Source organism: Pigmentiphaga litoralis, assembly GCF_013408655.1.
Classification (GTDB): Bacteria; Pseudomonadota; Gammaproteobacteria; order Burkholderiales; family Burkholderiaceae_B; genus Pigmentiphaga; species Pigmentiphaga litoralis_A.
Genome location: NZ_JACCBP010000001.1, coordinates 922,553 through 946,094 on the forward strand (window position 1 = coordinate 922,553; position 23,542 = coordinate 946,094).

Sequence of the window (23,542 nt, forward strand, 5' to 3'; positions counted from 1 at the left end):
TCTGACCCACCTGTCTACCGACTTCCTGCCGATCCGGCTTCTGCATATCTGGAGTGTGTTCATGTCTTCGTCGTCGCTGTCTTCGTCGTCACTGTCTTCCTCGTCCCCATCCTCTGTTTCGAACGCGTCGCACTATTCCCTGGGTGGCCGACAGGTCGGCCGTCTGGGGTACGGCGCCATGCAACTGGCCGGCCCCGGCGTGTTCGGCCCACCGCGTGATCGCGACGCGGCGTTGGCCGTACTGCGCGAAGTCATCGCCAAGGGCGTCAACCACATCGACACCAGCGATTTCTACGGCCCGCACATCACCAATCAGCTGATCCGCGACGCCATTCACCCGTACCCCGATGATCTGGTCATCGTCACCAAGATCGGCGCACGCCGGGATGACAAAGGCGCCTGGCTGCCCGCGTATTCGCCCGAAGCGCTGACCGCCGCCGTGCATGACAACCTGCGCAATTTGGGTCTGGACACGATGGAAGTGGTGAACCTGCGCATCATGTTCGACACGCACGGCCCGGCCGAAGGATCGATCGAAGCGCCGCTGACCGCGTTGGCGGAGTTGCAGCGGCAGGGCTTGGTCAAACATATCGGCCTGAGCAACATCACGCCAACGCAGCTAACGGAAGGCCGGGGCATTTGCGACATCGTCTGCGTGCAGAACCACTACAACCTGGCGCATCGGAATGACGATGCCATGATCGACGCGCTGGCCGCCGATGGCATTGCCTACGTGCCGTTCTTTCCGCTGGGGGGCTTTTCGCCGCTGCAGTCCGACACCCTGAGCACGGTGGCGCAGCGCTTGGGCGCGTCGCCGTTGCAGGTGGCGCTGGCGTGGCTGCTGCAACGCTCGCCCAACATCCTGCTGATTCCGGGCACGTCGTCGGTCGCGCATCTGCACGAGAACCTGGCGGTCGCAAGCCTGGTGTTGCCAGCCGATGCTGTCAACGAGCTGAATGGCATTGCGTAGACGCCTGGCGGGTCAGGTGTAAGCACGCATGGCCGCTCTTCCCAACACGCGGGGCGCTGAATTAACGTACGAGGCTTGTCCTCTTATGCCACTCGGAGCGCTCCAACCATGCAAACCACCCGACTCGGCGCGACCGGTCTGACCGTCTCGCGCCTGTGCCTGGGCACCATGACCTTCGGCCTGCAGACCGAAGCCGCCGTTGCCCACTCGATTCTCGACAAGGCCGCCGGGGCGGGGGTCAACTTCATCGATACCGCCGACGTGTATCCCCTGGGCGGCGGTCTGCGCACCGTCGGCCAGACCGAAGAGATCGTGGGCCAGTGGCTGGAAGGGCGCCGCGACCAGTTCATCGTGGCGACCAAGGCGGTGGGCAAGATGGGCAGCGCGCCTTGGCAACAAGGTGCGTCCCGCAAGCATCTGCTTGACGCCATCAACGATTCGCTGCGCCGCCTGAATACCGATTACGTCGATCTCTACCAACTGCATTCGGACGATGTCGATACGCCGCTGGACGAGACGCTGGAAGCGCTCGACATCATCGTCAAGCATGGCAAGGCCCGCTACATTGGCGTGTCGAATTTCCTGGCCTACCGCCTGGCGCGCGCGCTGGGCCGCGCCGACGTGAAGTGGCTGACGCGCTTCGTGTCGGTGCAGCCGCGCTACAGCCTGCTGTTCCGCGAAATCGAACGTGAATTGCTGCCGCTGTGCGCCGAAGAAAAGCTGGGCGTGCTGTCGTACAACCCGCTGGCCGGCGGCCTGCTGACGGGCAAGCACCGCTTCGATACGGGCCCGACCGAAGGCAGCCGCTTTACCTTGGGGACGGCCGCCGAGCGCTATCAGGAACGGTATTGGCACGAAAAGCAGTTCGAGACCGTGGGCAAGCTGAGCGAGGCCGTGGCCGATGCCGGCGTGTCGTTGACGACGGCGTCGGTGGCCTGGGTGCTGGCCAATCCCACCATCACGTCGGCAATCCTGGGCGCAAGCCGGCCCGAGCAATTGGACGCGACACTGGCCGCTGCCGACATGACGCTGGATCCGGCGCTGAAGGCGCGGCTTGACGACATCACCCATGAATACCGGTACGGCGACGCCGCGCGGTAAAGGGACGGCCGCAGGGACGGCCGCCGGGCAGGGGGCTGCGCCTCGGCATGACGACGCCCGTTCCGGTGAACGGCGCGCGCGCCGAGCCATTGCGCTGTTCGAAGCCGCAAAAGGCGCCGCGGCGTTCGCGGGCGCGCTCGGCCTGCTCAGCCTGGTCCACTACGACGTTCGCCATCTGGCCAATGAACTGGTGGGCCATTTCGGCTGGAACCCCACGGCGCGTTACCCGGCAATCTTTCTGCACTATGCCGATGTGCTGGAAGACGCCAACCTGCGCACCATCATGGCCATCGTTGCCGCGTACATTCTGATCCGCTTTGTTGAAGCCTTCGGACTGTGGCGCGATCGGGCGTGGGCCGAATGGCTGGGCGCGGTGTCGGGCGGCATCTATGTGCCGTTCGAACTCAAGCACTTCATCGCGCATCCGTCGGTCATCAATTTTGTGGTGCTGGCGTTCAACGTGGTGGTGGTCGTGTTTCTGGCGTGGCAGTTGTGGCGGCGGCGGGGGCGGCAGGCCGCGCCTGCGGTTGCCTAGCGGCAGCGGTGTCACCTTTCCTCAGTTTTCCAGGGAGCAGGGCAATGCGTATCGTGATGGTGGTGGCTGGTGTCGTGTTGATGGCATTGGGCTTGATCTGGGTCCTGCAAGGCATCAACGTGCTGCCCGGCAGTTTCATGACCGGGCAGATGCAGTGGGCGGTGTATGGCGCGATCGCCTTCGTGGTCGGACTGCTGCTGTTTGTGCGAGGCCGTCGGCGGATCTAGCGGGACGGCGTAAGCGAGCGCATGGAAGAGTGCGGCGTGGCCATCGATGAGCCGGAAACACCTGCAAGGCAGCGCTGGCAGAGCCGGCCGTATGGCGTCATGGCGTGCCACATTGCAGGCACACCGCATGCGTGGACGGCACGGTGATGGTTGTCAGTGTGTTGCCGCGTTGCCATGCCCGAGTTCCAGCTTACCGACATACACCGAATCCTGTTCGGTAATGCGCCCCCGACGTTTCTTATTGAAGTGGCGATCCGCACGGCACTGACCTACGTGCTGCTGGTGGTCGTCATGCGGCTGCTGGGACGCCGCGTCGCCGCGCAATTCACGCTGTTCGAAATTTCGCTGGTGATCACCCTGGCCGCCGCGATCGGGGTGCCGCTGCAGTCAGGCGACCGGGGGCTGCTCCCGCCGCTGATCATTGCCGCGGTGGTCATCGTCCTGCAGCGCCTGGTCATGCGGATCGGGCTGCGGCATCGGCGTATCGAAATGGCCATTTCGACCGACGTGGCCCCGCTGGTCCGTGAAGGCGAACTGCTGATCGACGGCATGGCCAAGACCGTGGTCGGCCGCAACAAACTGTTCGAGCTGCTGCGTTTGCAGGGCTTCCAGCACCTGGGGCAGATCAGCCGGGCGTTCCTTGAACCGTCGGGCAGCTTGTCGGTGGTGCCGGCCGAGGCCTGCCGCCCCGGACTGTCGGTCTTGCCCGAATTCGACACACCATTGCTGCATGAGGCCCGCGTTGACGGGCAGTGGGCGTGCGGCTGCTGCGGCCGGCTGATCGCATCCGACCCCGCGCCGGTGTCCGACTGCCCCAGCTGCCATCAGCACACGTGGACGCCCGCCGTCCTCGAATTGAAGGCGTAGGGGGCGCGATGCCGGATTGGCAGAAGATGTTGATCGGGGATGCGCCGTGGCCTTTCCTGATCGAGGTGCTGTGGCGTGCAGGCGTGATGTACGTGCTGCTGCTGGTATTCATGCGGCTGATGGGCAAACGGTTCGCGGCGCAGCTTACGACCAACGAACTGGCCGTGGTGCTGATGTTGGGCGCCGCGATCGGCGTGCCGATCCAGGTGGTGACGCAGGGCATTTTGCCCGCCCTGATCGTGCTGGCCATCACCATGGGACTGCAGCGCGGCCTGGCGTGGCTGTCATTCCGCAGCCGCAAGCTGGAAACGCTGGCGCAAGGCGATGTATCGGTGCTGGTGCAGGACGGCCGATATCTGCTCGACCAGTTGAATGGCCTGCGCCTGTCGCGCGAGATGCTGGCGTCCGAATTGCGGGCGCTGAACGTGCAGCACCTGGGCGAACTGCGGCGTGTGTATGTCGAGGCGTCGGGGGGACTGTCCCTGATCCGCTTTCGGGACCCGCGCCCTGGTTTGTCCTTGTCGCCCGATGCCGGCGGGGCCAATGATGACCATTTGACCTTGCCCGACTTGCGCGCCTGTTGGCGCTGCGGGCATGTCGAGGCGCCAACCGAAAAAGGACTGGGCGCATGTGTGTTCTGCGGCTGTGACCAATGGCGGGCGGCGGTGCGAAAAGCCGTTGCGCCCGCGCGGCAAACGCCGGACGACACGGACGGCTCCGACAAGGATCCTACAGACAGCAAAGCCGCCACCCGCAAGCTGGGCTGACCCGCAATAAACCGTTGTGCAAACGGACGGTGCTTCCTATAGAATCTGCGCACTGCGTATATTCTTCCGGGTGCCCCATGGATCTCCAACAGCAGACTTTCCTGCGTGACGCGATGCGTCGCCTCAATATGACGCGCGATGCGTTTGCAACCCGCATCGGCGTCAGCCGCCGGGCACTCGACACCTGGCTGCTGCCCGAAGACTCGCAGGAAAGCCGGCAGATGCCGGAGATCGTGCAACGCTTCACGGCCGAGATCCTGAGCAGTGCCGAGCTGTCGGCCGACTCTACGCCTAGCGTACATACTGGCGCACTGCGCGACCGAATGCTGTTCGAAGGCCGGCCCCAGCTGCTGTCGGTCGATCAGTTCACGCGGGAATCGGTGGAAGGGCTGTTCCGGGTGGCCGATGTCGTCCAGCCCATCGCGCGCCGCCAGAAGGTGTCGCGGGTGCTGGAAGGCGCGGTGCTGGGCAACCTGTTTTTCGAAGCCAGCACGCGGACCCGGGTCAGCTTTGGCGCCGCATTCTGCCGGCTCGGCGGGTCGGTGTGCGACACCACGGGCTTTACCTTTTCGTCCATGGCCAAGGGCGAATCGATCTATGACACCAGCCGCGTCATGGCAGGGTATGTCGACGCCATGGTCGTGCGGCATCCCGAGCAGGGATCGGTGGCCGAATTTGCGCGTGCCACGAACATTCCGGTGATCAACGGTGGCGACGGCCCGGGCGAACATCCCAGCCAGGCGCTGCTGGACCTGTACACCATCCAGAAAGAATTCGCGCGGCTTGGCAAGATTGTTGACGGTGCGCACATCGCGCTGGTCGGCGACCTGAAATATGGCCGTACCGTGCATTCGCTGGTCAAGCTGCTGGCCCTGTATCGCGGCCTGAAGCTGACGCTGATCGCCCCCACCGCACTTGAAATGCCGAGCTACATCATCGAGCAGATTTCGCGCAACGGCCACGTGATCGAGCAGACCGAGTCCCTGACGGAAGGCTTGAAGGGCGCCGACGTGGTCTACGCCACACGCATCCAGAAAGAACGGTTCGTGAACGAATCGTTCGAAGGCTACAAGCCCGATTTCCAGATCAACCAGGCCCTGGTCGAAACCGTGTGCGGACCCGACACCCTGGTCATGCACCCCTTGCCCCGCGACAGCCGCGAAGGCGCCAACGACCTGAGCACCGACCTGAACCAGGACTCGCGGCTGGCCATTTTCCGCCAGACCGACAATGGCATCCCGGTTCGCATGGCCATCTTTGCGGTGCTGCTGGGCGTCGAAAACCAGTTGCAGCATTCGATGCGCGACGCCAGCTGGCGTCCGCCGGCGTACGTGGGCGTCGACGACGCGCCGTTCCACGGCATCGACTGACGACGGCAGGGCGGCGCCATGGTGGCCGCGGCCGTCCCGGACCTGCCGACCTTCGACAGGTCGGCGTTCGGGGGCGACGACGCCTCGTTCTACTTCGACATGGTCCGCCTGCAGGACCGTGCCGACATCCCGCGCGCGTTCGCCCATCGGCACAACTACTATCACCTGTTGTGGATGACGCAGGCGCAGGGCGTGCATCTGCTCGACTTCGTGCCGCATCCGGTGCAGCCCTGCACGGTGTTTTTCGTCAGCCCGGCGCAGATCCATTCGTGGACATCGTCCGTGCCGCCGCGCGGCTTCGTGATGAACATCAGCGCCGATCTGTTCCTGCAGATGTTCCCGCGCGCCGACCTGGCCGCGCAGTTTCCTTTCTTTGACGTGGCCAGCGGCCAGCCCGCGCTTTACCTGACCGCCGACCAGCACAACGACCTGCTGCCCCTGGTGGAAGCCATCGAGGCGGAATACCTGGGGGAGGGCGACGGCCGGCTGGATATTGTTCGATCCTATCTGCTGATTCTGTTGACCCGGCTGCGCCGGCTGGCGCCACCGCCTGCAAGCCAGGAGGGCGTGTCGGCGCAAGGAGTCCACCTGGCGCGGCGCTTCCAGCAGCGGGTCGACCAGCACTTTCTGGAATGCCTGCCCGTGCCGGCCTACGCCAGCCAACTGCATGTGACCGAGCGGCAATTGAACGACGCCGTCAAACGCGCCACGGGCCGGACTGCCGGGCAGGTGATCCAGCAGCGGGTGCTGCTGGAAGCCAAGCGATTGCTGTCACTGACCGACATGGGCATTGCCGAAGTGGCGTATCAGCTGGGGTATGACGACCTGGCGTATTTCTGCCGCTTCTTCAAGCGGCATACGCAGACGACGCCGGGCGACTTCCGAAAGCGCCATGCCCGGCCAGCTGAGGCGGGGGCGGCGTAGCGCGTTCCGGCCTCCCGTCCGTGGAAAAGTACCGATCATTCTCGTTTTCGTCCTAACGCGCAGGCGCCGGGATTCCGTACAGTCTGGACACACACCGACGCGCGGCCCGCCGCAGCGCCGGACTTCCAAGACCGGAGACGAGACATGCCCCAGACCCCGCGCGCCCGCGCCCTTCCTTCATTCGCCATGCGTACGCCGGCCGACCGGGTTCCGGCCCGCGGCGCCGTGTCCCGCCGGGTCATGTGCGCGGCGCTGCTGTCGTCCCTGTGCGCACTGCCGATCGCGGCCAGCCACGCCCAACAGGGCCGCGGCGACTTCCCGAATCGCCCGCTGCGCATCGTCGTGCCCTTTGCCCCTGGCGGCGCCACCGATGTCATCGCCCGCACCGTGGCCCAGAAAATGGCCGAACGGATGGGACAGGCCGTGGTGGTGGAAAACAAGGCGGGCGCCAACGGCAACATTGGCGCAGCCCAGGTTGCGCGGTCGGAAGCCGACGGCTACACGCTGTTGATGGCCACGTCCGCCCACGCCATCAACCAGACCCTGTACCGCAAGCTGGACTACCGCATTACCGATTTCGCCGCGCTGTCCAACCTGGCCTCCGTGCCGCTGTTGCTGGTCGTCAACCCGAGCGTGCCGGCCAAGACGCCCAAAGAGCTTGCCGCGTTTGCGCAGCGGGCCGGCGCCCAGGTCAACTTTGCGTCCGGCGGTACGGGCACCGCGGCGCATCTGGCCGGTGAACAGTTCAACACCCTGGCCGGCGTCAAGATGGCGCACGTGCCGTACAAGGGCGGCTCGCAAGCCCAGAACGATCTGATCGGCGGGCAAGTGCAGGCCATGTTCGCCAACCTGCCCGAAGTGCTGCCACAAGTGACCGCCGGCCGGCTGCGCCCCCTGGCCCTGACCGGCGCCACGCGCCACGCCAGCCTGCCCGACGTTCCCACCTTTGCTCAGGCGGGCTACCCGGCCCTGGACGCCAAGTCGTGGTTCGGCCTGTTCGCCCCGGCGTCCACTCCGCCCGCCATCGTCACCCTGCTGTCCACCGAAATCGCCGCGTCCGTACGCGACCCCGCCGTCCAGGCGCGCCTGAAAGAGCTGGGTGCCGAGCCGATCGGCGATACCCACGCCGCCTTCCAGACCTACGTGGCGCAGGAAGTCACGCGCTGGGGCGGGCTGGTCGAGCGGTCCGGCGCATCGGCGGATTGACGCTTTCGATGTATTCCCTCTGACTCACAAGGATTTCCCATGTTCTACGACGTTCGCACTTACACCTGCCATCCGGGCACGATCAAGAAGCATCTGGCCATGTACGCCGAACACGGCTTCGACACGCAGCGCAAGCACCTGGGCGACCCGATCGTCTACGCGCAGACCGAGACGGGCAACGTGAACAGCTACCTGCACATCTGGGTCTACAAAGACGCCGCCGACCGCGCCACCCGCCGCGCCGCGCTGCAAGCCGACCCTGCCTGGCACACCTATATGGCCAAGAGCGCCGAAGCCGGCTGGCTCATCTCGCAGGAAAACCGCCTGATGACGCCCACGCCGTTCTTCAAGCCCTAGGACAACGGCGTCCTACGTGGCATTGCGGGCAGTGGTGCAGGCGCGCTGGGGTGGGCGATAATGAGGCTGCGCAGGCGGAGTGAAAAAGGCATGTTTGCCGTCTGCTCACCCATTCGCCAACGTCAGCCTGTCAGGGACCCCTATGCGACCGTCCGTTGTGCTCGAAATGAACCGTGGCGCTGTGCGCGAAGCTGTCGCGCGCTTTCCTACCACCAATCCTCGTGTCTTTGGTTCGGTGCTGCATGGCACGGATCGCGACGGCAGCGACTTGGACCTGCTGGTCGATGCGTTGCCGGGCGCAACGCTGTTGGACCTTGGTGATCTCGAAGAAGAACTGAAGGCATTGCTGGGCGTGGACGTCGATTTGCTCACCCCTGGCGACCTTCCCGGAAAGTTTCGGGATGATGTCCTTGCCGAGGCCAAGCCGGTATGAAGCACCAAAGGTTGGGCGACTACCTGGACCATATCGCGCAGGCAGCGCTCGATGCCCAGGGCTTCGTCGAAGGGATGGACGAGGCTGGCTTCCTGGCTGACAAACGCACACAACAGGCGGTCGTGATGAGTTTCATCATCATGGGTGAGGCTGCCACAAGGTTGATGGATGGCTATCCCGATTTTGTTCAGGCCCGGTCCGAAGTCTCTTGGCGCAGCATGCGCAACATGCGCAATCGAATGGCACATGGGTATTTCGATATCGACCCCAGCATTGTGTGGGGGACGCTTCGGGATTGGGTGCCCGGATTGCTTGAGCAACTGGCCGCAATCCGTGAGTCAGGTGTTACGGAAACTCCCGACGACCCGACTGGCAAGGCCGGCTGACTGCTGCCCGTACAATGGCCGATTCGCGGACTGTTCCGCGGCGCTCTTGAAGGATGCAGGCCATGCTGGGCAATACCGAAGTCATCGACTATCTGAATACGCTGCTGGCGGGTGAGCTGGGCGCGCGGGACCAATACTTCATCCACTCGCGCATGTACGACGAATGGTCATACAAGAAGCTGTACGAACGCATCAATCACGAGATGGCCGACGAGACGATGCATGCGGACGCCCTGATCCGCCGCATCCTGATGCTGGACGGCACGCCGGATATGCGGGTGGCCGCGGTGCGCGTGGGCAAGACCGTGCCCGAAATGTTGCGTTTCGATCTGGATGTCGAAGAAGAAGTGCGTACCGCCTTGCGGGAAGGCATCGTGATCTGCGAGCGCGTGCGCGATTTCGTGACGCGCGACATCTTGCTGGCGCAGCTGGGCGATACGGAAGAAGACCACGCCTATTGGCTGGAGCAGCAACTGCGTCAGATCACGATGGTGGGCCTTGAAAACTACCTGCAGGCGCAGTTGAAGGCGACCGAAAGCGATCCAGCGGTTTAAGCAGTCGCATCAACCGCAGGTCAGGCAGGCGGGCCGTCCGGCGCGCGCCGCCCGATCCCGGGCCGCGATCCCGGGCCCCGCTCTCAGGCCCCGATCTCAGGCCCGGATCTCAGGCCCCGATCTAAGTCCCGATCTCAGTCCCGATCTCAGCCCCCGATCTCAGCCCCGGGGCAGCGCAGCGTTAAGCTGCGCGACATCTGGCCCGGCGTAAGATGATCGGCTCCCGATCCCGCGCCGCCCATCGCCATGTCGATCCGTTCCGCGCCGCCGCTGCCTGACGCTTCCCGGGCGACACTGTCGTCGTCCACGCCAACGCCTCCCCACACGCCACCCGCCGTTCCGCCCACCGCGCGCGAGCTGTTCAAGGTGTTCGCCCTGATCGGGCTGACCAGTTTCGGCGGCGGGTTGAGCGGCTGGATGATGCGCGAGATCGTGCAGCGCCGCGGCTGGCTGACCGAGGCCGATTTCTTAAGCGGCCTTGCCCTGGCCCAGGCCTTTCCGGGGGTGAACGTGGTCAACCTGGCGATCTGGCTCGGCTTTCGGCTGAAGGGCGGGCAGGGCGCGCTGGCCGCGTCCCTGGGTCTGGTGCTTCCGCCGATGGCCGTCGTGCTGGTGCTGGCGGGCGTGTTCGCGCAGGTCACGCACATTCATGCGGTGCATGTGGCACTGGCCGGGATCGCGGCGGCTGCTGTCGGGCTGTCCTTGCAGACGGGCCTGCGTGCCGCGCGGCGGGCAGCGCGCGGCATGTTGCCGCTGCTGTTCATGGTCGCGACGTTCGTGGCGATCTTTGCGCTTCGCCTTCCGCTGCTGTGGGTGGTGGGCGCGCTGGCGCCGCTGTCGATCGGCACGGCGTATCTGCAACTGCGCGGCAAGGCAGCACGCTGATGGGTCGCGCCATGCTGGACCTGTTGCGGGTGTTCCTGCCGCTTTCTTTCCTGACCGTGGGCGGGGGGCAAAGCGTGGTCGCCGACATTCACCGCCAGTCGGTCGACGTGTATGGCTGGATGAGCAATGCGCAGTTCCTGGATCTGTTTGCGCTGTCGCGCCTGGCGCCCGGACCGGGGTCGTTGCTGGTGACCCTGGTGGGCTGGCAGGTGTCCGGCCTGGTCGGGGCACTGGTGGCATCGTTCGCGATTTTCGTCCCGTCATCCGTGCTGGTCTACGGACTGGCCCACGTCTGGACCCGCCATGCCGGCCGCCCGTGGATCCGCGCGATCGAAGCCGGCCTCGTGCCTGTTGCTGCCGGCATGGTGCTGGCCGCATCGTGCACCGTGCTGCGCGCGGCTGAAGGCGGGGCGTGGGCCTGGGCGGTGGCGGCCGCGTCGACGCTGGCGCTGATGCTGACCAAGGTCAATCCCTTCCTGATGCTGGCCCTGGGTGCGTGTGTATTCTTGATCGTGCTGTAGGATTCCGTCTGGCGCGCTGCCTACGTGTTACCCGCAGGTCGCGCCGGGTCACCCGATTCCCATCCCCCGACCTTCACCCCCAACGAGGACTCTTCATGCTCTACGACGTTCGCACTTACACCTGCAAACCCGGCACCATCAAGAAGCATCTGGCGCTGTACGAAAGCCTGGGCTTTCCTGTCCAGAGCAAGCACCTGGGCCAGCCGCTGCTGTATGCGGTGACCGAGACGGGCAATGTGAACAGCTTCCTGCACATCTGGGTGTATCAGGACGCCGCCGACCGCGCCGCCCGCCGCGCCGCGATGCAGGCCGATCCGGCCTGGCATGCGTATCAGGAAAAAAGTGGTGAAGCCGGCTACCTGATCTCGCAGGAAAACCGCCTGATGACGCAGGCGCCGTTCTTCAAGCCGTAATCGTCTGGGCAGTTCGGTGGCCGGCTTGAACCCGCTGCCCTGAACTGAACACGCTGCCTTAGCGCGCCGGTGACTGGGTCAGCGTCCAGTCCACCACCTGGGCCGACAGGGCATCGGCCGCCTGGCCAAACGCCGTCACCACTTCCGGCACCTTGCTGCCAGTGACCGGCTGCATGACCATGAAGCTGCGCGACGCCACGATTCGCCGGGTGCCGGTTCGTACCAGCCGGGCATCCAGCCGCAGCGCCACCACGGGCTGCGCGCCCTGGTATTCAACTTGAAACGATCGCAGGTCGCCGGCCAGCTCCAGGTCGGCATGCGCCGGGGCGTCATCGGTGCTCAAGGCGCTGACGCGGCCGTCTTCCACAAAGGCGGCGGTCAGCCGGTTGCGCCACAGCGCGGGCGCGGGATCGCTCCAGCGCACGGCCTGGTAGGCGTTGACCTGATTGGACTCGCGCAGCACCAGGATTCGCGGGCTGTCGGTGACCGCGCTGCTGGCAGGTTTGACGACACGCAGTGACCAGTCGGCGCGGCTGCGCGGTGACCCGGGTGAAACGGATGCGGAAGGCGCCGAGGTCGACGCAGACGGGCCTGCCGCACCGGAGGCCGCCGCCGCCGCCGCATTCACCCCACCATGTGCCATCGGCAACTGATAGATCGTGACGGGCTCCGCATCGGGCAGCACCGAGCAGGCACCGAGCCAGGTCACCACCGCCGCCCCCAGAACGCCTGAACGCGCCGCCCGCCAAGCCGACGACACTCCCCTCATCGTCATCCTCATGGTTGGAACTCCTGAATGTTTTCGCGACCCAGCAGGTAGTTCGCGGGATTGTCTTCAAGCCGGCGCGAAATTCCGCGCAGCGACGCCAGCGTTGTCCGCAACTCCGCAATTGCCGGCCCGAGTTCGGCCAGGCCTTGCGCGCCACCGGTCAGCGCATCGCGGTTCTCGGTCAACAACTGCTCCAGCGTGGTGCCCGTGCGCTCCAGCGACTGCATGGCCTTTTCGGCGCTGCCCAGGGTGCGCGCGCCGTCTTGCGTCACCAGCGTGTTGGCGCTGGTGACCAGCGTGCCGGCCTGCGCCAAGGACGCCGTTGCCTGGCGGCTGGCCAGCGTCATCTGCTGCACCAGTTCACGCAGGCCATCGCCTTGGGCGGTCATGGTGTTGGACGCCCTGTCGATGTTTTCCAGGATATGGCTGACCCGTTTGCCGTTGTCTTCGGACAGCAGCGTCTTGGCGCTGGCCAGGATCTCGTTCACGCTGATCAGCAGGTCTTCGCCGCTGGTCAGGAACTGGTTGATCGGTGACGGCACCGCGATGATGATCGGGTCTTCGCCATCGGTGCTTTCCAGGCGGGGGCTTTCGGGCGATCCGTTGCTCAGCTGGATCACCGACGTGCCGGTAATGCCGGTCAGCGCCAGGCGCGCCCGGGTGTCCTGCTTGATCGGCACATCGCCTTCGATGCGCACGCGGGCCAGCACACGGCGCGGATCTTTCGGGTCCAGCGTCAGCCGGACCACATCGCCAATGGTGATGCCGCTATACAGCACCGAACTGCCGCGCGTCAGGCCATTGACCGCTTCATTGAAGACGATGTTGTAGTAGTGGATTTCGCGGTCGCGGTGGGACTTGCTGAGCCACAGCCCGAAGGCCAGGGCGGCGGCCGCAATGGCCACGGTAAAAAGGCCGATCAGCACGTGGTGCGCTCGGGTTTCCATCAGCGTTGCTCCGAAGAATCAGCGGTTGGGGAAGCGGAAGGTGCAGCGGTGGCGCGCGGGGCGTGCGTGGTCCTGGCCACCTCGGCCGCCCGGCCGCGCGGGCCATGAAAGTAGTCCTGGATCCAGGCGTCGTCGGTGGCGGCTACGGCGTCGATCCGGTCGTTCACCAGCACCTTCCTGTTCGACAGCACGGCCACCCGATCGCAGATGGCGTAAAGGGTGTCCAGGTCGTGCGTGACCAGAAATACGGTCAGGCCCAGCGCATCGCGCAGCGTCACGATCAGCCGGTCGAAGGCAGCCGCGCCGATCGGGTCCAGGCCGGCGGTCGGTTCATCCAGGAACAGGATGTCCGGGTCCAGCGCCAGGGCGCGAGCCAGGGCCGCGCGTTTGACCATCCCGCCGGAGAGTTCCGACGGCATCTTGGCGCCCGCTTCGGGTGGCAGGCCGGCCAGGGCCAGCTTGACCTCGGCCAGGTGCTCGGCATCGTCGCGCGACAGGCCGGCATATTCGATCAGCGGCAGCGCCACGTTCTCGGCCACGGTCAGCGACGAGAACAGGGCGCCCCGCTGGAACAGCACGCCAAAGCGCCGTTCGATGCGCGAGCGTGCGTCGGCGTCCAGGGTCATCAGGTCGCCGCCCAGCACATGGACGCTGCCCGATGCCGGTTGCTGCAAGCCGATGATCGTTCGCAGCAGCACCGACTTGCCCGTGCCGGACCCGCCGACGACCCCCAGCACTTCGCCGCGCCGCACGTCCAGATCCAGGTCCTGGTGCACGGTTTGCGTGCCGAAGCGGTTGGTGACGCCGCGCACGGCAATGATGCTGTCGGCCGCGGTCACCATCCCATCTCCATGTAGAACAGGGCCGCGACGGCATCCACCAGGATCACGATAAAGATGCATTGCACGACGGCCGACGTGGTGTGTTCGCCTACGGACTGCGCGCTGCCGCTGACCTTGAAGCCTTCCAGGCAGCCGACGATGGCGATCAGGAACGCAAAGATGGGCGCCTTGGCCATGCCCAGCAGGAAGTGCCGCGCTTCCAGGTTCTGATGCAGGATGGACAGGAACATGCTGGGCGAGATGTCCAGGCTCAGCGCGCACACGATCGCGCCGCCCGTGATGCCCGCAATCATGGCAATGAAGGTCAGCGCCGGCAGCGAAATCAACAGCGCCAGCACGCGGGGCAGCACCAGCAGGTCCACCGGGTTCATGCCCAGCGCGCGAATCGCGTCGATCTCTTCGTTGGCCTTCATGGACCCGATCTGCGCGGTAAAGGCGCTGGCGGTCCGGCCGGCCATCAGGATCGCGGTCAGCAACACGGCAAATTCCCGCAGGAACGCAAAGGCCACCAGGTCTACCGTATAGATGCTGGCGCCAAAGGCATCCAGCACGGTGGCGCCCAGAAACGCGATCACGGCGCCCACCATGAAGGTCAGCAGCGCCACGATGGGCACGGCGTCCAGGCCGGTCTGTTCGATCTGCGCGACCACGGCGGTTACCCGCCAGCGGCGCGGCCGGAACAGGTTGCGGGCCAGCGCTTCCAGCGTCAGTCCGATAAAGCCGAGCAGGTAGGCGGCCAGTTGCCAGCATCGCGCCATCGCGCGCCCGATGTGTTCGATCACGTCCATGAGCGCGGACGTGGGCGGCACCGGCGCCGCGCGGCACCGCGTGCACATGGCTTCGGCCACCGTCCGCAGCAAGGCCTGCCGGTTGGGGGCGAGACCCTGGGTGGCCAATGCGTCGGGCTGTGAAACCAGGTCAAGCAGATGCGGGCCCAGCAGTTCCACGATGGCCGATGCGCCCGCGGTATCGAGCGCGCCAATGCCGCTCAGGTCGACGTGCGGGGCGGCCTGGCCAGCGAAGGAATGCTTGCGCGCCAGGCGCAGCAGGACCTGGTAATGGGCCAGAGTCCAGTCGCCCGACAGGCGCAGGCGGGGCGGGGACGCCGACGTATCGACCGTCAGGAAGGTGTCGTTGGCGGACGGCGCGTCGTGCGTGGCGACGGCCGGCAGGGGCTGCGCATTCATGGCGCGTATCCGTCGGCTGGTGCGATCGCGGTCGTGCACGCAGCGTTGCCCGCTATCGTCGTTGCCGATGCGCCCGACGATGCCCGTGCGGACGTGGCCGCCGACGCTTCCGCCGGCCGGGCTGCCGATGCCCGCACATCGTCGGTCGGCGCCGCGCCGCCAGCCCGGCAGCCGCAGCCCCGTAAAAAGAACGCCACGGCATCCTGCACGTGCCCGGGCGGCACATTGCCAGCGCACACCGTCGGGTCTTGCACCGGGGCGCACAGTAGCGCCCGATAGCTGCGCGCGGCAAACGGGATGTCGATGGCCGGCAAGTCGCCGCGGTTCACGGCGTCCTGAAGCAGGGCGCCGACAAAGCCGTCGATGATGTCGACCGTTTCCCGTCGGACCAGGGCAGACAGGTCGGGCACATGGACCAGTTCCGCCATGATCAACCGCCGCCAGGCGGTCGCGGTGGGACCCGACGAACAATCGAGCAGATCCGCGCCAAAGGCTTCCAGACGGTCTTTGAGCGGCACGCGCTGCGCATCGGTGCGCAAAGGCGGCACGACGTCGTTCACCAGCCGGCGCAGCACGGCCACCAGCAGGTCTTCCTTGGCGGCAAAGCGGCTGTACAGCGTGCGTTTTGCCACACCCGCCTCGCGCGCGATGGCGTCGATGCTGGTGGCTTGGTAACCGTTTTTGGTGATGAGGCGGGTGGCGGCATCGACGATGTGATCGGCGAGCGCACTGGCTTGATCGCGGGTGGGCCGTCCGGCCGCATGCGCGGGGCGGGGCGGCGGCGGGGCATCCGTCATGCTTGGTTGCGCATCTCTCATTGCCCGGGTCACCCGTTCTTTGATTAGCTGGAGGTTGCCGCGATCCGCCGGGACGACGCCCCGCGGGTGGCGAACGACTATAGCACTAATGAAACGATGCAGGTGCCATTAGGAACAGGATGGCACGGCATGCTGCAAGGAGCCGAATATGGAACGGTATACGAACAAGGTGGTGATCGTCACGGGCGCGGGCTCGGGAATCGGGGCGGCGACAGCGCGCCGTTTTGCCACGGAGGGCGCATCCGTGGTGCTGGCCGGGCGCACGCGCGACAAACTGGACGACGTCGCCAAGACCCTGGGCAACGATGACAAGGTGCTGGTCCGGCCGACCGACGTGGCGGACCTGTCCGACGTGGAAGGCCTGGTGCAAGACGCGGTCGCCCGCTTCGGCCGGCTGGACGTGCTGGTCAACAACGCCGGTACCGTGGTTGAAGGCAAGATCACCGAGGTGTCCGCAGAAGACTGGCGCAAGGTCATGGCGACCGACCTGGACGGCGTCTTCCATGGCTGCCGCGCCGCCTTGCCGGAACTGATCAAGACCAAGGGTTCCATCGTCAATACGTCGTCGGTGTCGGGCCTGGGCGGCGACTGGGGCATGAGCGTGTACAACGCGGCAAAGGGCGCGGTGACCAACTTCACGCGCGCGCTGGCGATGGACCATGGCCGTGACGGCGTGCGGGTCAATGCCGTGTGCCCCAGCCTGACGCGCAGCGAGATGACGGACGACATGTTCGCCAACAAGGAATTGATGGCCAAGTTCATGGAGCGCATTCCGCTGGGCCGCGCGGCCGAAGCCGAAGACATTGCCGACGTGATCGCTTTCCTGGGCAGCGACGATGCGCGCTTCATTACGGGCGTGAATCTGCCCGTGGACGGCGGCCTGTCGGCATCCAACGGCCAACCGCCGCAGACCTGATGCGGATGGCCCGGACAGCCCCCGACATGACTCCAAGGATGACACCATGATGACCGGATGGCGCTTGAACCGTAACGCATCGCGACGCGGCCTGCTTGGCCTGCTGGTCGGTGCGGGCCTGGCCTGCGCGGCGTCGTTTGCCGTGCCGGACACGGCGGTGGCCGGGTCGGCCGGTGGCAACACCAACGGCGCCAACCCCCTGGTAGCCGAGCGGTGGAAGACCCGGCCGCTGGTGATCGTCGCGCCGTCCGCGACCGACCCCACGCTGGTCAGGATGCAGGACATCCTGCAGACGCCCGCCAACCAGGCCGCGTTCAAGGAACGCCAGATGGTCTTGTACGTGGTGGTGGGCGATCGCGCCCGCCGCGACGACGCGTGGCTGTCGGCGGACCAGGCGCGCGCCATCCGCGGCGCCATGGACGTGGCGGCCGATGCGCCCGCGACCGTGCTGCTGGTCGGCTTGGATGGCGGCGTCAAGATGCGCGAGCAGGGCGTGATCGACGCAAAGACCCTGTTCGGCACCATCGACCAGATGCCGATGCGGCAACCGCGCGGGAGCATCCAGGGCGGCAGCAGTCGGCAAGACACCAGTCATCAAGACACACGTCATCAAGACATCAACCATTCCAGCACTTCAGTTTCCGATGTTCCCCACAACGATAAAAAGGGAGTTTGACCATGAGCCTGTCTTCTTCACCCAAGCACTTCCCGGCCCTGCGCCTTCGCCACCTTGCAGCGGGCGTCCTTGGCGCGCTGGCTTTTTCGTCGGCCGCACTCGCAGCCAGCGCATCGGCTGACATCGACGCGCAATACAAGAAAGAGATGGCGGCATGCACCAGCGGCACGTCCAACCAGGACCGCGCCACCTGCATCCGCGAAGCGGGCGCCGCGCGCGATGAAGCCCGCCGCAACCGCCTGGCCGACGGCGCCGGTGACCAGTACCAGAAGAACGCGCTGGCGCGCTGCGAGTCGCTGCCCGCCAGCGACAAGGCCGAATGCGTGGCCCGCATGAAGCAGGGCACCACCAGCGGCAGCGTCGAAGGGGGTGGGGTGATCCGCGAGCATCGCACCGTGGTGCCCGCCACGCGTTAAGCACCCAGGGGGCGCAAGCGCCCTGCGCCCTGCCATAAAAAGCTGTCCACCGCGACCGCCGCCATGCAGAATGATGCCCAACTTACAAGACGGGTGATTTCGGATGGCGGTGGAAGGATACGCAAAAGAGCTGGTGCCTATCGTGGCGCTGCTCGCGGCAGGCGTGGTGGCGGTGCCCCTGTTCAAGCGCTTGGGCCTGGGGTCGGTGCTGGGCTATCTGGCGGCCGGCCTGGTCATGGGCCCGTTTGGCTTCGACCTGTTCGGGGATCCCGAATCGGTGCTGCACATCGCCGAACTCGGCGTCGTCATGTTCCTGTTCGTGATCGGGCTGGAGATGCAACCGTCGCATCTCTGGAGCCTGCGCAAGGAAATCTTTGGCCTGGGCGTCGCTCAGGTCGTTGTGTGCGGCGCCATCCTGACGGGCGTCGGCATTCTGGCCGGCCTGCCGCATGCGGTGGCCTTTGTCGGCGCCATGGGCTTCGTGCTGTCCTCCACCGCCATTGCGGTGCAAGTGCTGGACGAACAGGGCAAGACCTCCACGCCCTATGGCCAGCGCATCGTTTCCATCCTGTTGCTGGAAGACCTGGCGATCGTGCCCTTGCTGGCCCTGGTCGCTTTTGTCGGTCCCGCCACGTCCGACAGTGACGACGCGTCGCGCTGGGTGACCGTCGGCGTTGCCATCGGCTCGCTGGCCGCCTTGCTGGCCGCCGGGCGCTGGCTGCTCAATCCCATGTTCCGGATCCTGGCGGGCGCCCGCGCCCGCGAAGTGATGACGGCCGCCGCCTTGCTGGTGGTGCTGGGCGCGGCGCTGGCCATGGAACTGGGCGGGCTGTCGATGGCGCTGGGCGCTTTCGTCGCCGGGGTGCTGCTGTCCGAATCCAGCTTCCGCCACCAGCTGGAAGCCGACATCGAACCGTTCCGCGGCATCCTGCTCGGGCTGTTTTTCATGGGCGTCGGCATGTCGCTGGACCTGTCGATCTTTGCCCGGGAATGGCAGGTGATCGTGGCGGGTGTGGCGGGCTACATGGCCCTGAAGGCGGTGGGCATCTACGTCGTGGCGCGTGCGTTCAAGGGCTCGCACATCGAAGCGATCCGCCGCGCCGCCGTGCTGGCCCAGGGCGGCGAATTCGCGTTCGTGCTGTATTCGGCGGCGGGCGCCGCCGGCATTCTGGACGTCAACACCAGCGCCATCTTCACGGCCATCGTGATCCTGTCGATGGCGCTGACGCCGCTGGCGTTGATCGCCTCGCGCAAGCTGTTCCCGAACCGCAAGGAAGTGTCGATGGAAGGGATCGAGCGCGCGTCCAGCGCCGAGGGCGAAGTGCTGATCATCGGCTTCGGCCGTTTTTCGCAGGTCGCCAGCCAGGCGCTGCTGGCCCGCGGCATCACGATCACCATTATTGAAAACGACCCCGACATGATCCGGTCGGCCGGCAACTTCGGCTTCCAGGTGTTCTACGGCGACGGCTCGCGGCTCGAAGACCTGCGCACCTCGGGCGCGGCCAGTGCGCGCGCGATCCTGGTGTGCGTGGACGATGAAAAGACCACCGATCGCATCGTCGAACTGGTGCAGCACAATTTTCCGCGCTCGCAGTTGTACGTGCGGTCCTACGACCGGCGGCATGCGCTGGCCCTGATCGGCAAGGGGGTCGAATACCAGATCCGCGAAACGTTCGAGTCGGCCATGGCCATGGGCGAGGCGGCGCTGCGGGGCCTCGGCGTGGCGGACGACGATGTCGTCACGCTCATGACCGAAGTGCGGCGGCGGGATGAAGAGCGTCTGGAACTGCAGATTGCGGGCGGGCTTTTGGCGGGCCGCAGTGTGGACCGTGGACGCTTCCCGATGCCTGCGCCATTGACCGAACCAAAGGGGCCGGGGCGGGCGCTGAACCCGGAGGCAGCGCAGGCTTTGCGGGACAAGGAAGCCGCGGAACAAGAGGCGGCTTCCTGAGCTCCCAGTCAAGGATCACTTGCTGGCGAGCGGTCGGGAAGGTCTGCTTCCCGGCCTGACTGAAGGGAAGGCTTACTTCCCTGTCGGCCACCACCGGACCAGGTCGGGCGGGGCGGTATCGAATTCGAAGTCGTCGTCTTGCGCGACGTTGCTGGAAGGTGTGTCGGTTGCTGTCGAGCGGGATACATGGTGAAACACGTCGGGCGCCGCTACCACAGTGGGTGCGTCCCAATCGAAGCTGGCGCCGCGCCGAGACGCTTCATAGACCGCTTCGGATTTACTGTTAACACCGAGCCTACGGTAGAGTGCGTAAGCGTGAGATTTGGCGGTAGAAATCGAGATGTTGAGCAGTTCGCCAACTGCCTGAATCGAGTGGCCCCGGGCGAGGGCGACCAGCACTTCATACTGTCTGGCGGTAATGCCGAGCAATTCCATGTCTGCATTCTGCTGCTGACCAGGCGGATCCAGCGGCTTGACCAGACGGGACGTCAGGCCCGGCGGCACCGGCTGCTGGACGGCCGGGAAGCAGCGGCCACCGACCCGCACCAACCGGATCGACGCCACCAGCACCTCTACCGAGGCGCCACTGTCCACACAGCCCCGCACGTTCGACGCCGCGGGCAGCATCGGCGTGACCATGATGGGATCGGGCGACAGGAACAGGATGTTGGGCCGGGGAATTGACGCGGCAATGGCCACGTCGCGGGCAAGCGCGTCCTGCTCGATCGGCAGCGAGAACAGGATCATGTCGGCGCCCGCATAGGCCTGGGGGTGACGCAGGTCGTGCGTCGAGCGGGGAATAGGCACCCAGCTTGGATCGACTTCGGTGAGAATCTGCTGCAACCCACGCTGGAGCACCGGGTGGGTCTCAGTGATGATGATATCGACCATGTAGGCCTCTTCCTTACAGATGAAGTGTCGATAACTTAACCGCAACTCAACCATTCGGACGCTTCACAGTATTTCAAGTTGTCAATCCGGATTGGTCCCGACCGCGGCCGTTGACGGCCTGATTGCGGGTCCGCGATGCGGCGGGGGCCGGCATGATGCCACAAGCGCGCCGCAATGCTAGGCTAGCGACCGCTGCGCTGGGTGCGTCGCACCTGCGCGGCATCCGCCGCCCCCCACTCTTGCAAGGCCTAGTCCCTTTGCCCACGTCATCCCTTTCGTCAACCGGCCGCCTCGGCTTCTGGCGCGTCGCCGCCCTGGCCGTCGTGGTCTTGTGGTTCGGCATCGGCGGCATCGCGCATTTTATGTCGCCCGAGATATTCGCCTCCACGATTCCCCCCTTCCTGCCCTGGGCCCTGCCTGCGGTCTACATCACGGGCGCCCTGGAATTGCTCGGCGCAGCCGGACTGCTCTGGCGGCCCAGCCGCCGCGCAGCCGGTTGGGGCCTGATCGCGCTGACGGTCTGCGTCACGCCGGCCAACGTCTACATGTGGCTGCATCCAGAACTTTTCCCGCAGATCCCGCCCGCCGCCTTGCTGTGGCGCTTGCCCTTGCAGGTCGTGCTGCTGGCCGTAATCGCGTTCGGCAGCCGGCCGCCGCCGGCCGTGTCTTTCAGCGAGCATCGGGCATGACCGCCGCGCATTTGCTGGCGCCGCTGCTGGCAGTCATGATCTGGGCGGTCAATACGATCGTCAGCAAGCTGGCGGCGGGCGTTATCGACCCGGCCGCCATTTCCTTGTTTCGCTGGGTATTGGCCGGGGGCTTGCTGGGTCTGGTGTTTGGCCGGTCGGTATGGCGCGCGCGCGCCCTGGTCGTGCGCCTGCTGCCCAAGCTGTTCGTCCTCAGCATGCTGGGCATGGTGCTGTACCAGTGCCTGGCCTACGTGGCGGCCAGCACCACCACCGCCACCAATATGGGCATCGTGATTTCGCTGATGCCCTTGCTGGCCGTCGTGCTCAGTGTGCTGATCCTGCGCGAGGTGATCACCGTAGGCGCCGTGCTGGGCGGGCTGCTGTCGATCGCGGGCCTGGCGTATCTGCTTAGTCATGGCGATCCGGCGTCGCTGCTGACTGCCGGCGTGCGGCTGGGGGACGGGCTGATGCTGCTGGCCAGCCTGGCCTATGCGGGCTACGCGGTACTGCTCAAGAAATGGAAGCTGCCCCTGGGCAACTGGCAGTCCCTGACAGTGCAGACCTGGTGCGCCGTGCCGGTGCTGTTCGTGTACTACCTGATCAACGGCGCGCCGCCCATCACGCAGGCCGGCTTGCCGCTGGTGCTGTATGCCGGCATTCCGGCATCGGTGCTGGCGCCATTTCTGTGGATGCTGGGCATTGCCCGCCTGGGGCCGATGCGCACCACCGCCCTGATGAACCTGCTGCCGGTGTTTACCGTGGCGATCGCCATGGCGTTCCTGGGCGAGACGCTGCACGCCTACGACGTGATCGGCGGCGTGGTGACCTTGCTGGGGGTGGGGGTGGCGCAGGCGATCAAGACGCCGCTGCTGCGCCGGGACCGGGAAAGGTGACGCCCAGCACGCAGTCCTGCAGGATCTCCGACAATTCGCGGGCAGCCGGCCCGATCTGTCCCGGCTTGCCCGACACCAGATAGAGGGGCACGCGCCGTGTGCCGCCCTCTGCCAGCGGCAAGGGCGCGACGCGGCCGGTGTCCAGCATCGGCTGGATCACGTGCCGGGGCAGCCACGCGAATCCCAGGCCGCTGGCCACCATGTCGGCCGACGTTTCCATGCTGGTGACCGTCCAGCGCTGCGCGGCGCCCAGCCAGCCGTCGTCGCGCGGTTTGCTGGTGCCCGAATCGCGCGCCACGATCTGCAGTTCCAGCCGCAGGTCGTCCATGGTCAGTGCGCGACCCAGCTGGAACAGCGCATGGTCGGGACACGCGACGGCGATGAAGTCCACATCAATCAACAGCTTGCCCAGGAACTGAGACGGCACGCGGGTGCCGATCACGATATCGGTGCCCTGATCGAGCAGGGCCTCGTCCGCGCCCGACAGCACCACTTCGCGCAGCTGCACCCGGGTCTGCGTGACTGACTGGGTAAAGCGCGCCAGGGCGCGCAGCAGCAGCGGCTTGGGAAACGCCACGTCCACCGCCAGGCCGATTTCGGATTCCCACCCTTGCCGCAGGCTGGCGGCCGTGTGTTCCAGCCGATGCGCACCCGCCAGCAATTCAGACGCGCTGCGCAGCAGGGCCTTGCCGTGATCGGTCAGCTGGGCTTTGCGCCCAACCATCACAAGCAGTTCCACGCCCAGCTGTTCCTGCAGCCGGGACACCATATAACTGACCGACGACTGGCTGCGGTGCAGGTGCTCGGCGGCCTGCGCAAAGCCCCCCTGGTCGACGATGGCCTGCAGGACGGCCCACTGTTCCAGGGTGGTTCGGGGCATACGCATGTTGGCATCCAGACAGTCAAGGTCAGCCGCTAATGTATCGGATTATCCGATCAAACAGGCCAAATCTTTGCGCTTATCGATCGGATAATCAAGGCGTAAAGTTCAGTCCATGCCAACAACGACCGACACGGTCCTGACAGGAGCC

At 65.9% G+C, this 23,542-nt stretch carries 29 protein-coding genes; 22 read left to right on the top strand and 7 right to left on the bottom strand.

The genetic code is table 11. The features are described from left to right. The first annotated feature begins 61 nt into the window (after positions 1 to 61). From HD883_RS03985 to HD883_RS04060, 16 genes are all read left to right on the top strand, one after another. Positions 62 to 970 (top strand): aldo/keto reductase family oxidoreductase, encoded by a 909-nt coding sequence (locus HD883_RS03985; RefSeq protein ID WP_179587720.1) that lies wholly within the window; start codon positions 62 to 64, stop codon positions 968 to 970. Positions 971 to 1,078: 108 nt separating this feature from the next. Then, the gene (locus tag HD883_RS03990) at positions 1,079 to 2,071 is read left to right on the top strand and encodes an aldo/keto reductase (protein ID WP_179587719.1); all 993 of its coding nucleotides are present in this window, start codon (positions 1,079 to 1,081) and stop codon (positions 2,069 to 2,071) included. Next, positions 2,040 to 2,606 carry a DUF2127 domain-containing protein gene (locus tag HD883_RS03995; RefSeq protein ID WP_179587718.1) on the top strand — a complete coding sequence of 189 codons (567 nt, stop codon included), beginning with the start codon at positions 2,040 to 2,042 and terminating at the stop codon, positions 2,604 to 2,606. The genes HD883_RS03990 and HD883_RS03995 overlap by 32 nt, the downstream gene beginning before the upstream one ends. A 44-nt stretch (positions 2,607 to 2,650) precedes the next feature. After that, on the top strand, positions 2,651 to 2,833 hold the full coding sequence (locus HD883_RS04000) for a hypothetical protein (RefSeq protein ID WP_179587717.1): 183 nt from the start codon (positions 2,651 to 2,653) through the stop codon (positions 2,831 to 2,833). 174 nt (positions 2,834 to 3,007) lie between these two features. Next, entirely contained in the window at positions 3,008 to 3,700 is a 693-nt protein-coding gene (locus HD883_RS04005; RefSeq protein WP_179587716.1) for a DUF421 domain-containing protein, read from the top strand. A gap of 26 nt (positions 3,701 to 3,726) precedes the next feature. Then, a complete protein-coding gene (locus HD883_RS04010; RefSeq protein WP_179587715.1) occupies positions 3,727 to 4,467 on the top strand; it encodes a DUF421 domain-containing protein in 741 nt (246 codons plus the stop codon). 77 nt (positions 4,468 to 4,544) lie between these two features. Further along, complete coding sequence (locus tag HD883_RS04015; RefSeq protein WP_179587714.1) at positions 4,545 to 5,837, top strand: aspartate carbamoyltransferase; 1,293 nt, start codon at positions 4,545 to 4,547, stop codon at positions 5,835 to 5,837. An 18-nt stretch (positions 5,838 to 5,855) separates the two neighbouring features. Further along, on the top strand, positions 5,856 to 6,761 hold the full coding sequence (locus tag HD883_RS04020; RefSeq protein ID WP_179587713.1) for a helix-turn-helix domain-containing protein: 906 nt from the start codon (positions 5,856 to 5,858) through the stop codon (positions 6,759 to 6,761). A 144-nt stretch (positions 6,762 to 6,905) separates the two neighbouring features. Continuing rightward, positions 6,906 to 7,967, top strand: coding sequence for a Bug family tripartite tricarboxylate transporter substrate binding protein (locus HD883_RS04025; protein WP_257021986.1), 1,062 nt, complete (start codon positions 6,906 to 6,908; stop codon positions 7,965 to 7,967). A gap of 39 nt (positions 7,968 to 8,006) precedes the next feature. Further along, positions 8,007 to 8,324, top strand: a complete 318-nt coding sequence (locus HD883_RS04030; protein ID WP_179587712.1) for an NIPSNAP family protein — start codon at positions 8,007 to 8,009, stop codon at positions 8,322 to 8,324. 142 nt (positions 8,325 to 8,466) lie between these two features. Further along, positions 8,467 to 8,757, top strand: a complete 291-nt coding sequence (locus HD883_RS04035; RefSeq protein WP_179587711.1) for a nucleotidyltransferase family protein — start codon at positions 8,467 to 8,469, stop codon at positions 8,755 to 8,757. Continuing rightward, positions 8,754 to 9,143, top strand: a complete 390-nt coding sequence (locus HD883_RS04040; protein WP_179587710.1) for a HepT-like ribonuclease domain-containing protein — start codon at positions 8,754 to 8,756, stop codon at positions 9,141 to 9,143. The genes HD883_RS04035 and HD883_RS04040 overlap by 4 nt, the downstream gene beginning before the upstream one ends. 62 nt (positions 9,144 to 9,205) lie before the next feature. After that, positions 9,206 to 9,697 carry a bacterioferritin gene (gene bfr, locus HD883_RS04045; RefSeq protein ID WP_179587709.1) on the top strand — a complete coding sequence of 164 codons (492 nt, stop codon included), beginning with the start codon at positions 9,206 to 9,208 and terminating at the stop codon, positions 9,695 to 9,697. A 246-nt stretch (positions 9,698 to 9,943) separates the two neighbouring features. Next, positions 9,944 to 10,582 carry a chromate transporter gene (locus tag HD883_RS04050; protein ID WP_179587708.1) on the top strand — a complete coding sequence of 213 codons (639 nt, stop codon included), beginning with the start codon at positions 9,944 to 9,946 and terminating at the stop codon, positions 10,580 to 10,582. Continuing rightward, positions 10,582 to 11,103 carry a chromate transporter gene (locus tag HD883_RS04055; RefSeq protein WP_179587707.1) on the top strand — a complete coding sequence of 174 codons (522 nt, stop codon included), beginning with the start codon at positions 10,582 to 10,584 and terminating at the stop codon, positions 11,101 to 11,103. The genes HD883_RS04050 and HD883_RS04055 overlap by 1 nt, the downstream gene beginning before the upstream one ends. A 95-nt stretch (positions 11,104 to 11,198) precedes the next feature. Next, positions 11,199 to 11,516, top strand: coding sequence for an NIPSNAP family protein (locus tag HD883_RS04060; RefSeq protein WP_179587706.1), 318 nt, complete (start codon positions 11,199 to 11,201; stop codon positions 11,514 to 11,516). Positions 11,517 to 11,574: 58 nt separating this feature from the next. Here HD883_RS04060 and HD883_RS04065 read toward each other — a convergent pair whose 3' ends face one another. The 5 genes from HD883_RS04065 to HD883_RS04085 are packed head-to-tail and all read right to left on the bottom strand — an operon-like array spanning position 11,575 to position 16,058. Continuing rightward, positions 11,575 to 12,297, bottom strand: a complete 723-nt coding sequence (locus HD883_RS04065; protein WP_257021987.1) for an ABC-type transport auxiliary lipoprotein family protein — start codon at positions 12,295 to 12,297, stop codon at positions 11,575 to 11,577. Continuing rightward, positions 12,294 to 13,232 carry an MlaD family protein gene (locus HD883_RS04070; protein WP_179587705.1) on the bottom strand — a complete coding sequence of 313 codons (939 nt, stop codon included), beginning with the start codon at positions 13,230 to 13,232 and terminating at the stop codon, positions 12,294 to 12,296. The genes HD883_RS04065 and HD883_RS04070 overlap by 4 nt, the downstream gene beginning before the upstream one ends. After that, entirely contained in the window at positions 13,232 to 14,074 is an 843-nt protein-coding gene (locus HD883_RS04075) for an ABC transporter ATP-binding protein (protein ID WP_218863252.1), read from the bottom strand. The genes HD883_RS04070 and HD883_RS04075 overlap by 1 nt, the downstream gene beginning before the upstream one ends. Then, positions 14,068 to 15,261, bottom strand: coding sequence for an ABC transporter permease (locus tag HD883_RS04080; RefSeq protein WP_179587704.1), 1,194 nt, complete (start codon positions 15,259 to 15,261; stop codon positions 14,068 to 14,070). The genes HD883_RS04075 and HD883_RS04080 overlap by 7 nt, the downstream gene beginning before the upstream one ends. Continuing rightward, entirely contained in the window at positions 15,258 to 16,058 is an 801-nt protein-coding gene (locus HD883_RS04085; RefSeq protein ID WP_179587703.1) for a TetR/AcrR family transcriptional regulator, read from the bottom strand. The genes HD883_RS04080 and HD883_RS04085 overlap by 4 nt, the downstream gene beginning before the upstream one ends. Positions 16,059 to 16,227: 169 nt before the next feature. Between HD883_RS04085 and HD883_RS04090 the strand changes: the two genes are divergently transcribed. The 4 genes from HD883_RS04090 to HD883_RS04105 all read left to right on the top strand — a co-directional run bounded on the left by HD883_RS04090 (position 16,228) and on the right by HD883_RS04105 (position 20,038). Beyond that, positions 16,228 to 16,995, top strand: a complete 768-nt coding sequence (locus HD883_RS04090; RefSeq protein WP_179587702.1) for an SDR family NAD(P)-dependent oxidoreductase — start codon at positions 16,228 to 16,230, stop codon at positions 16,993 to 16,995. Between the two features lie 46 nt (positions 16,996 to 17,041). After that, entirely contained in the window at positions 17,042 to 17,671 is a 630-nt protein-coding gene (locus HD883_RS04095; RefSeq protein WP_218863250.1) for a DUF4174 domain-containing protein, read from the top strand. 2 nt (positions 17,672 to 17,673) lie between these two features. Then, on the top strand, positions 17,674 to 18,087 hold the full coding sequence (locus tag HD883_RS04100) for a hypothetical protein (RefSeq protein ID WP_179587701.1): 414 nt from the start codon (positions 17,674 to 17,676) through the stop codon (positions 18,085 to 18,087). Positions 18,088 to 18,190: 103 nt separating this feature from the next. After that, on the top strand, positions 18,191 to 20,038 hold the full coding sequence (locus HD883_RS04105) for a monovalent cation:proton antiporter-2 (CPA2) family protein (RefSeq protein WP_179587700.1): 1,848 nt from the start codon (positions 18,191 to 18,193) through the stop codon (positions 20,036 to 20,038). 72 nt (positions 20,039 to 20,110) lie between these two features. Here HD883_RS04105 and HD883_RS04110 read toward each other — a convergent pair whose 3' ends face one another. Then, positions 20,111 to 20,929 carry a response regulator transcription factor gene (locus HD883_RS04110; protein WP_179587699.1) on the bottom strand — a complete coding sequence of 273 codons (819 nt, stop codon included), beginning with the start codon at positions 20,927 to 20,929 and terminating at the stop codon, positions 20,111 to 20,113. 257 nt (positions 20,930 to 21,186) lie between these two features. On the opposite strand from HD883_RS04110, the gene HD883_RS04115 reads away from it, so the two are divergent. Both HD883_RS04115 and HD883_RS04120 read left to right on the top strand, forming a co-directional pair. After that, positions 21,187 to 21,618, top strand: a complete 432-nt coding sequence (locus HD883_RS04115; protein ID WP_179587698.1) for a DoxX family protein — start codon at positions 21,187 to 21,189, stop codon at positions 21,616 to 21,618. Further along, a complete protein-coding gene (locus HD883_RS04120; RefSeq protein ID WP_179587697.1) occupies positions 21,615 to 22,511 on the top strand; it encodes a DMT family transporter in 897 nt (298 codons plus the stop codon). The genes HD883_RS04115 and HD883_RS04120 overlap by 4 nt, the downstream gene beginning before the upstream one ends. Here HD883_RS04120 and HD883_RS04125 read toward each other — a convergent pair. Further along, the gene (locus HD883_RS04125; RefSeq protein WP_179587696.1) at positions 22,474 to 23,397 is read right to left on the bottom strand and encodes a LysR family transcriptional regulator; all 924 of its coding nucleotides are present in this window, start codon (positions 23,395 to 23,397) and stop codon (positions 22,474 to 22,476) included. The two genes, HD883_RS04120 and HD883_RS04125, sit on opposite strands and share 38 nt — an antisense overlap. Between the last annotated feature and the right edge of the window lie 145 nt (positions 23,398 to 23,542).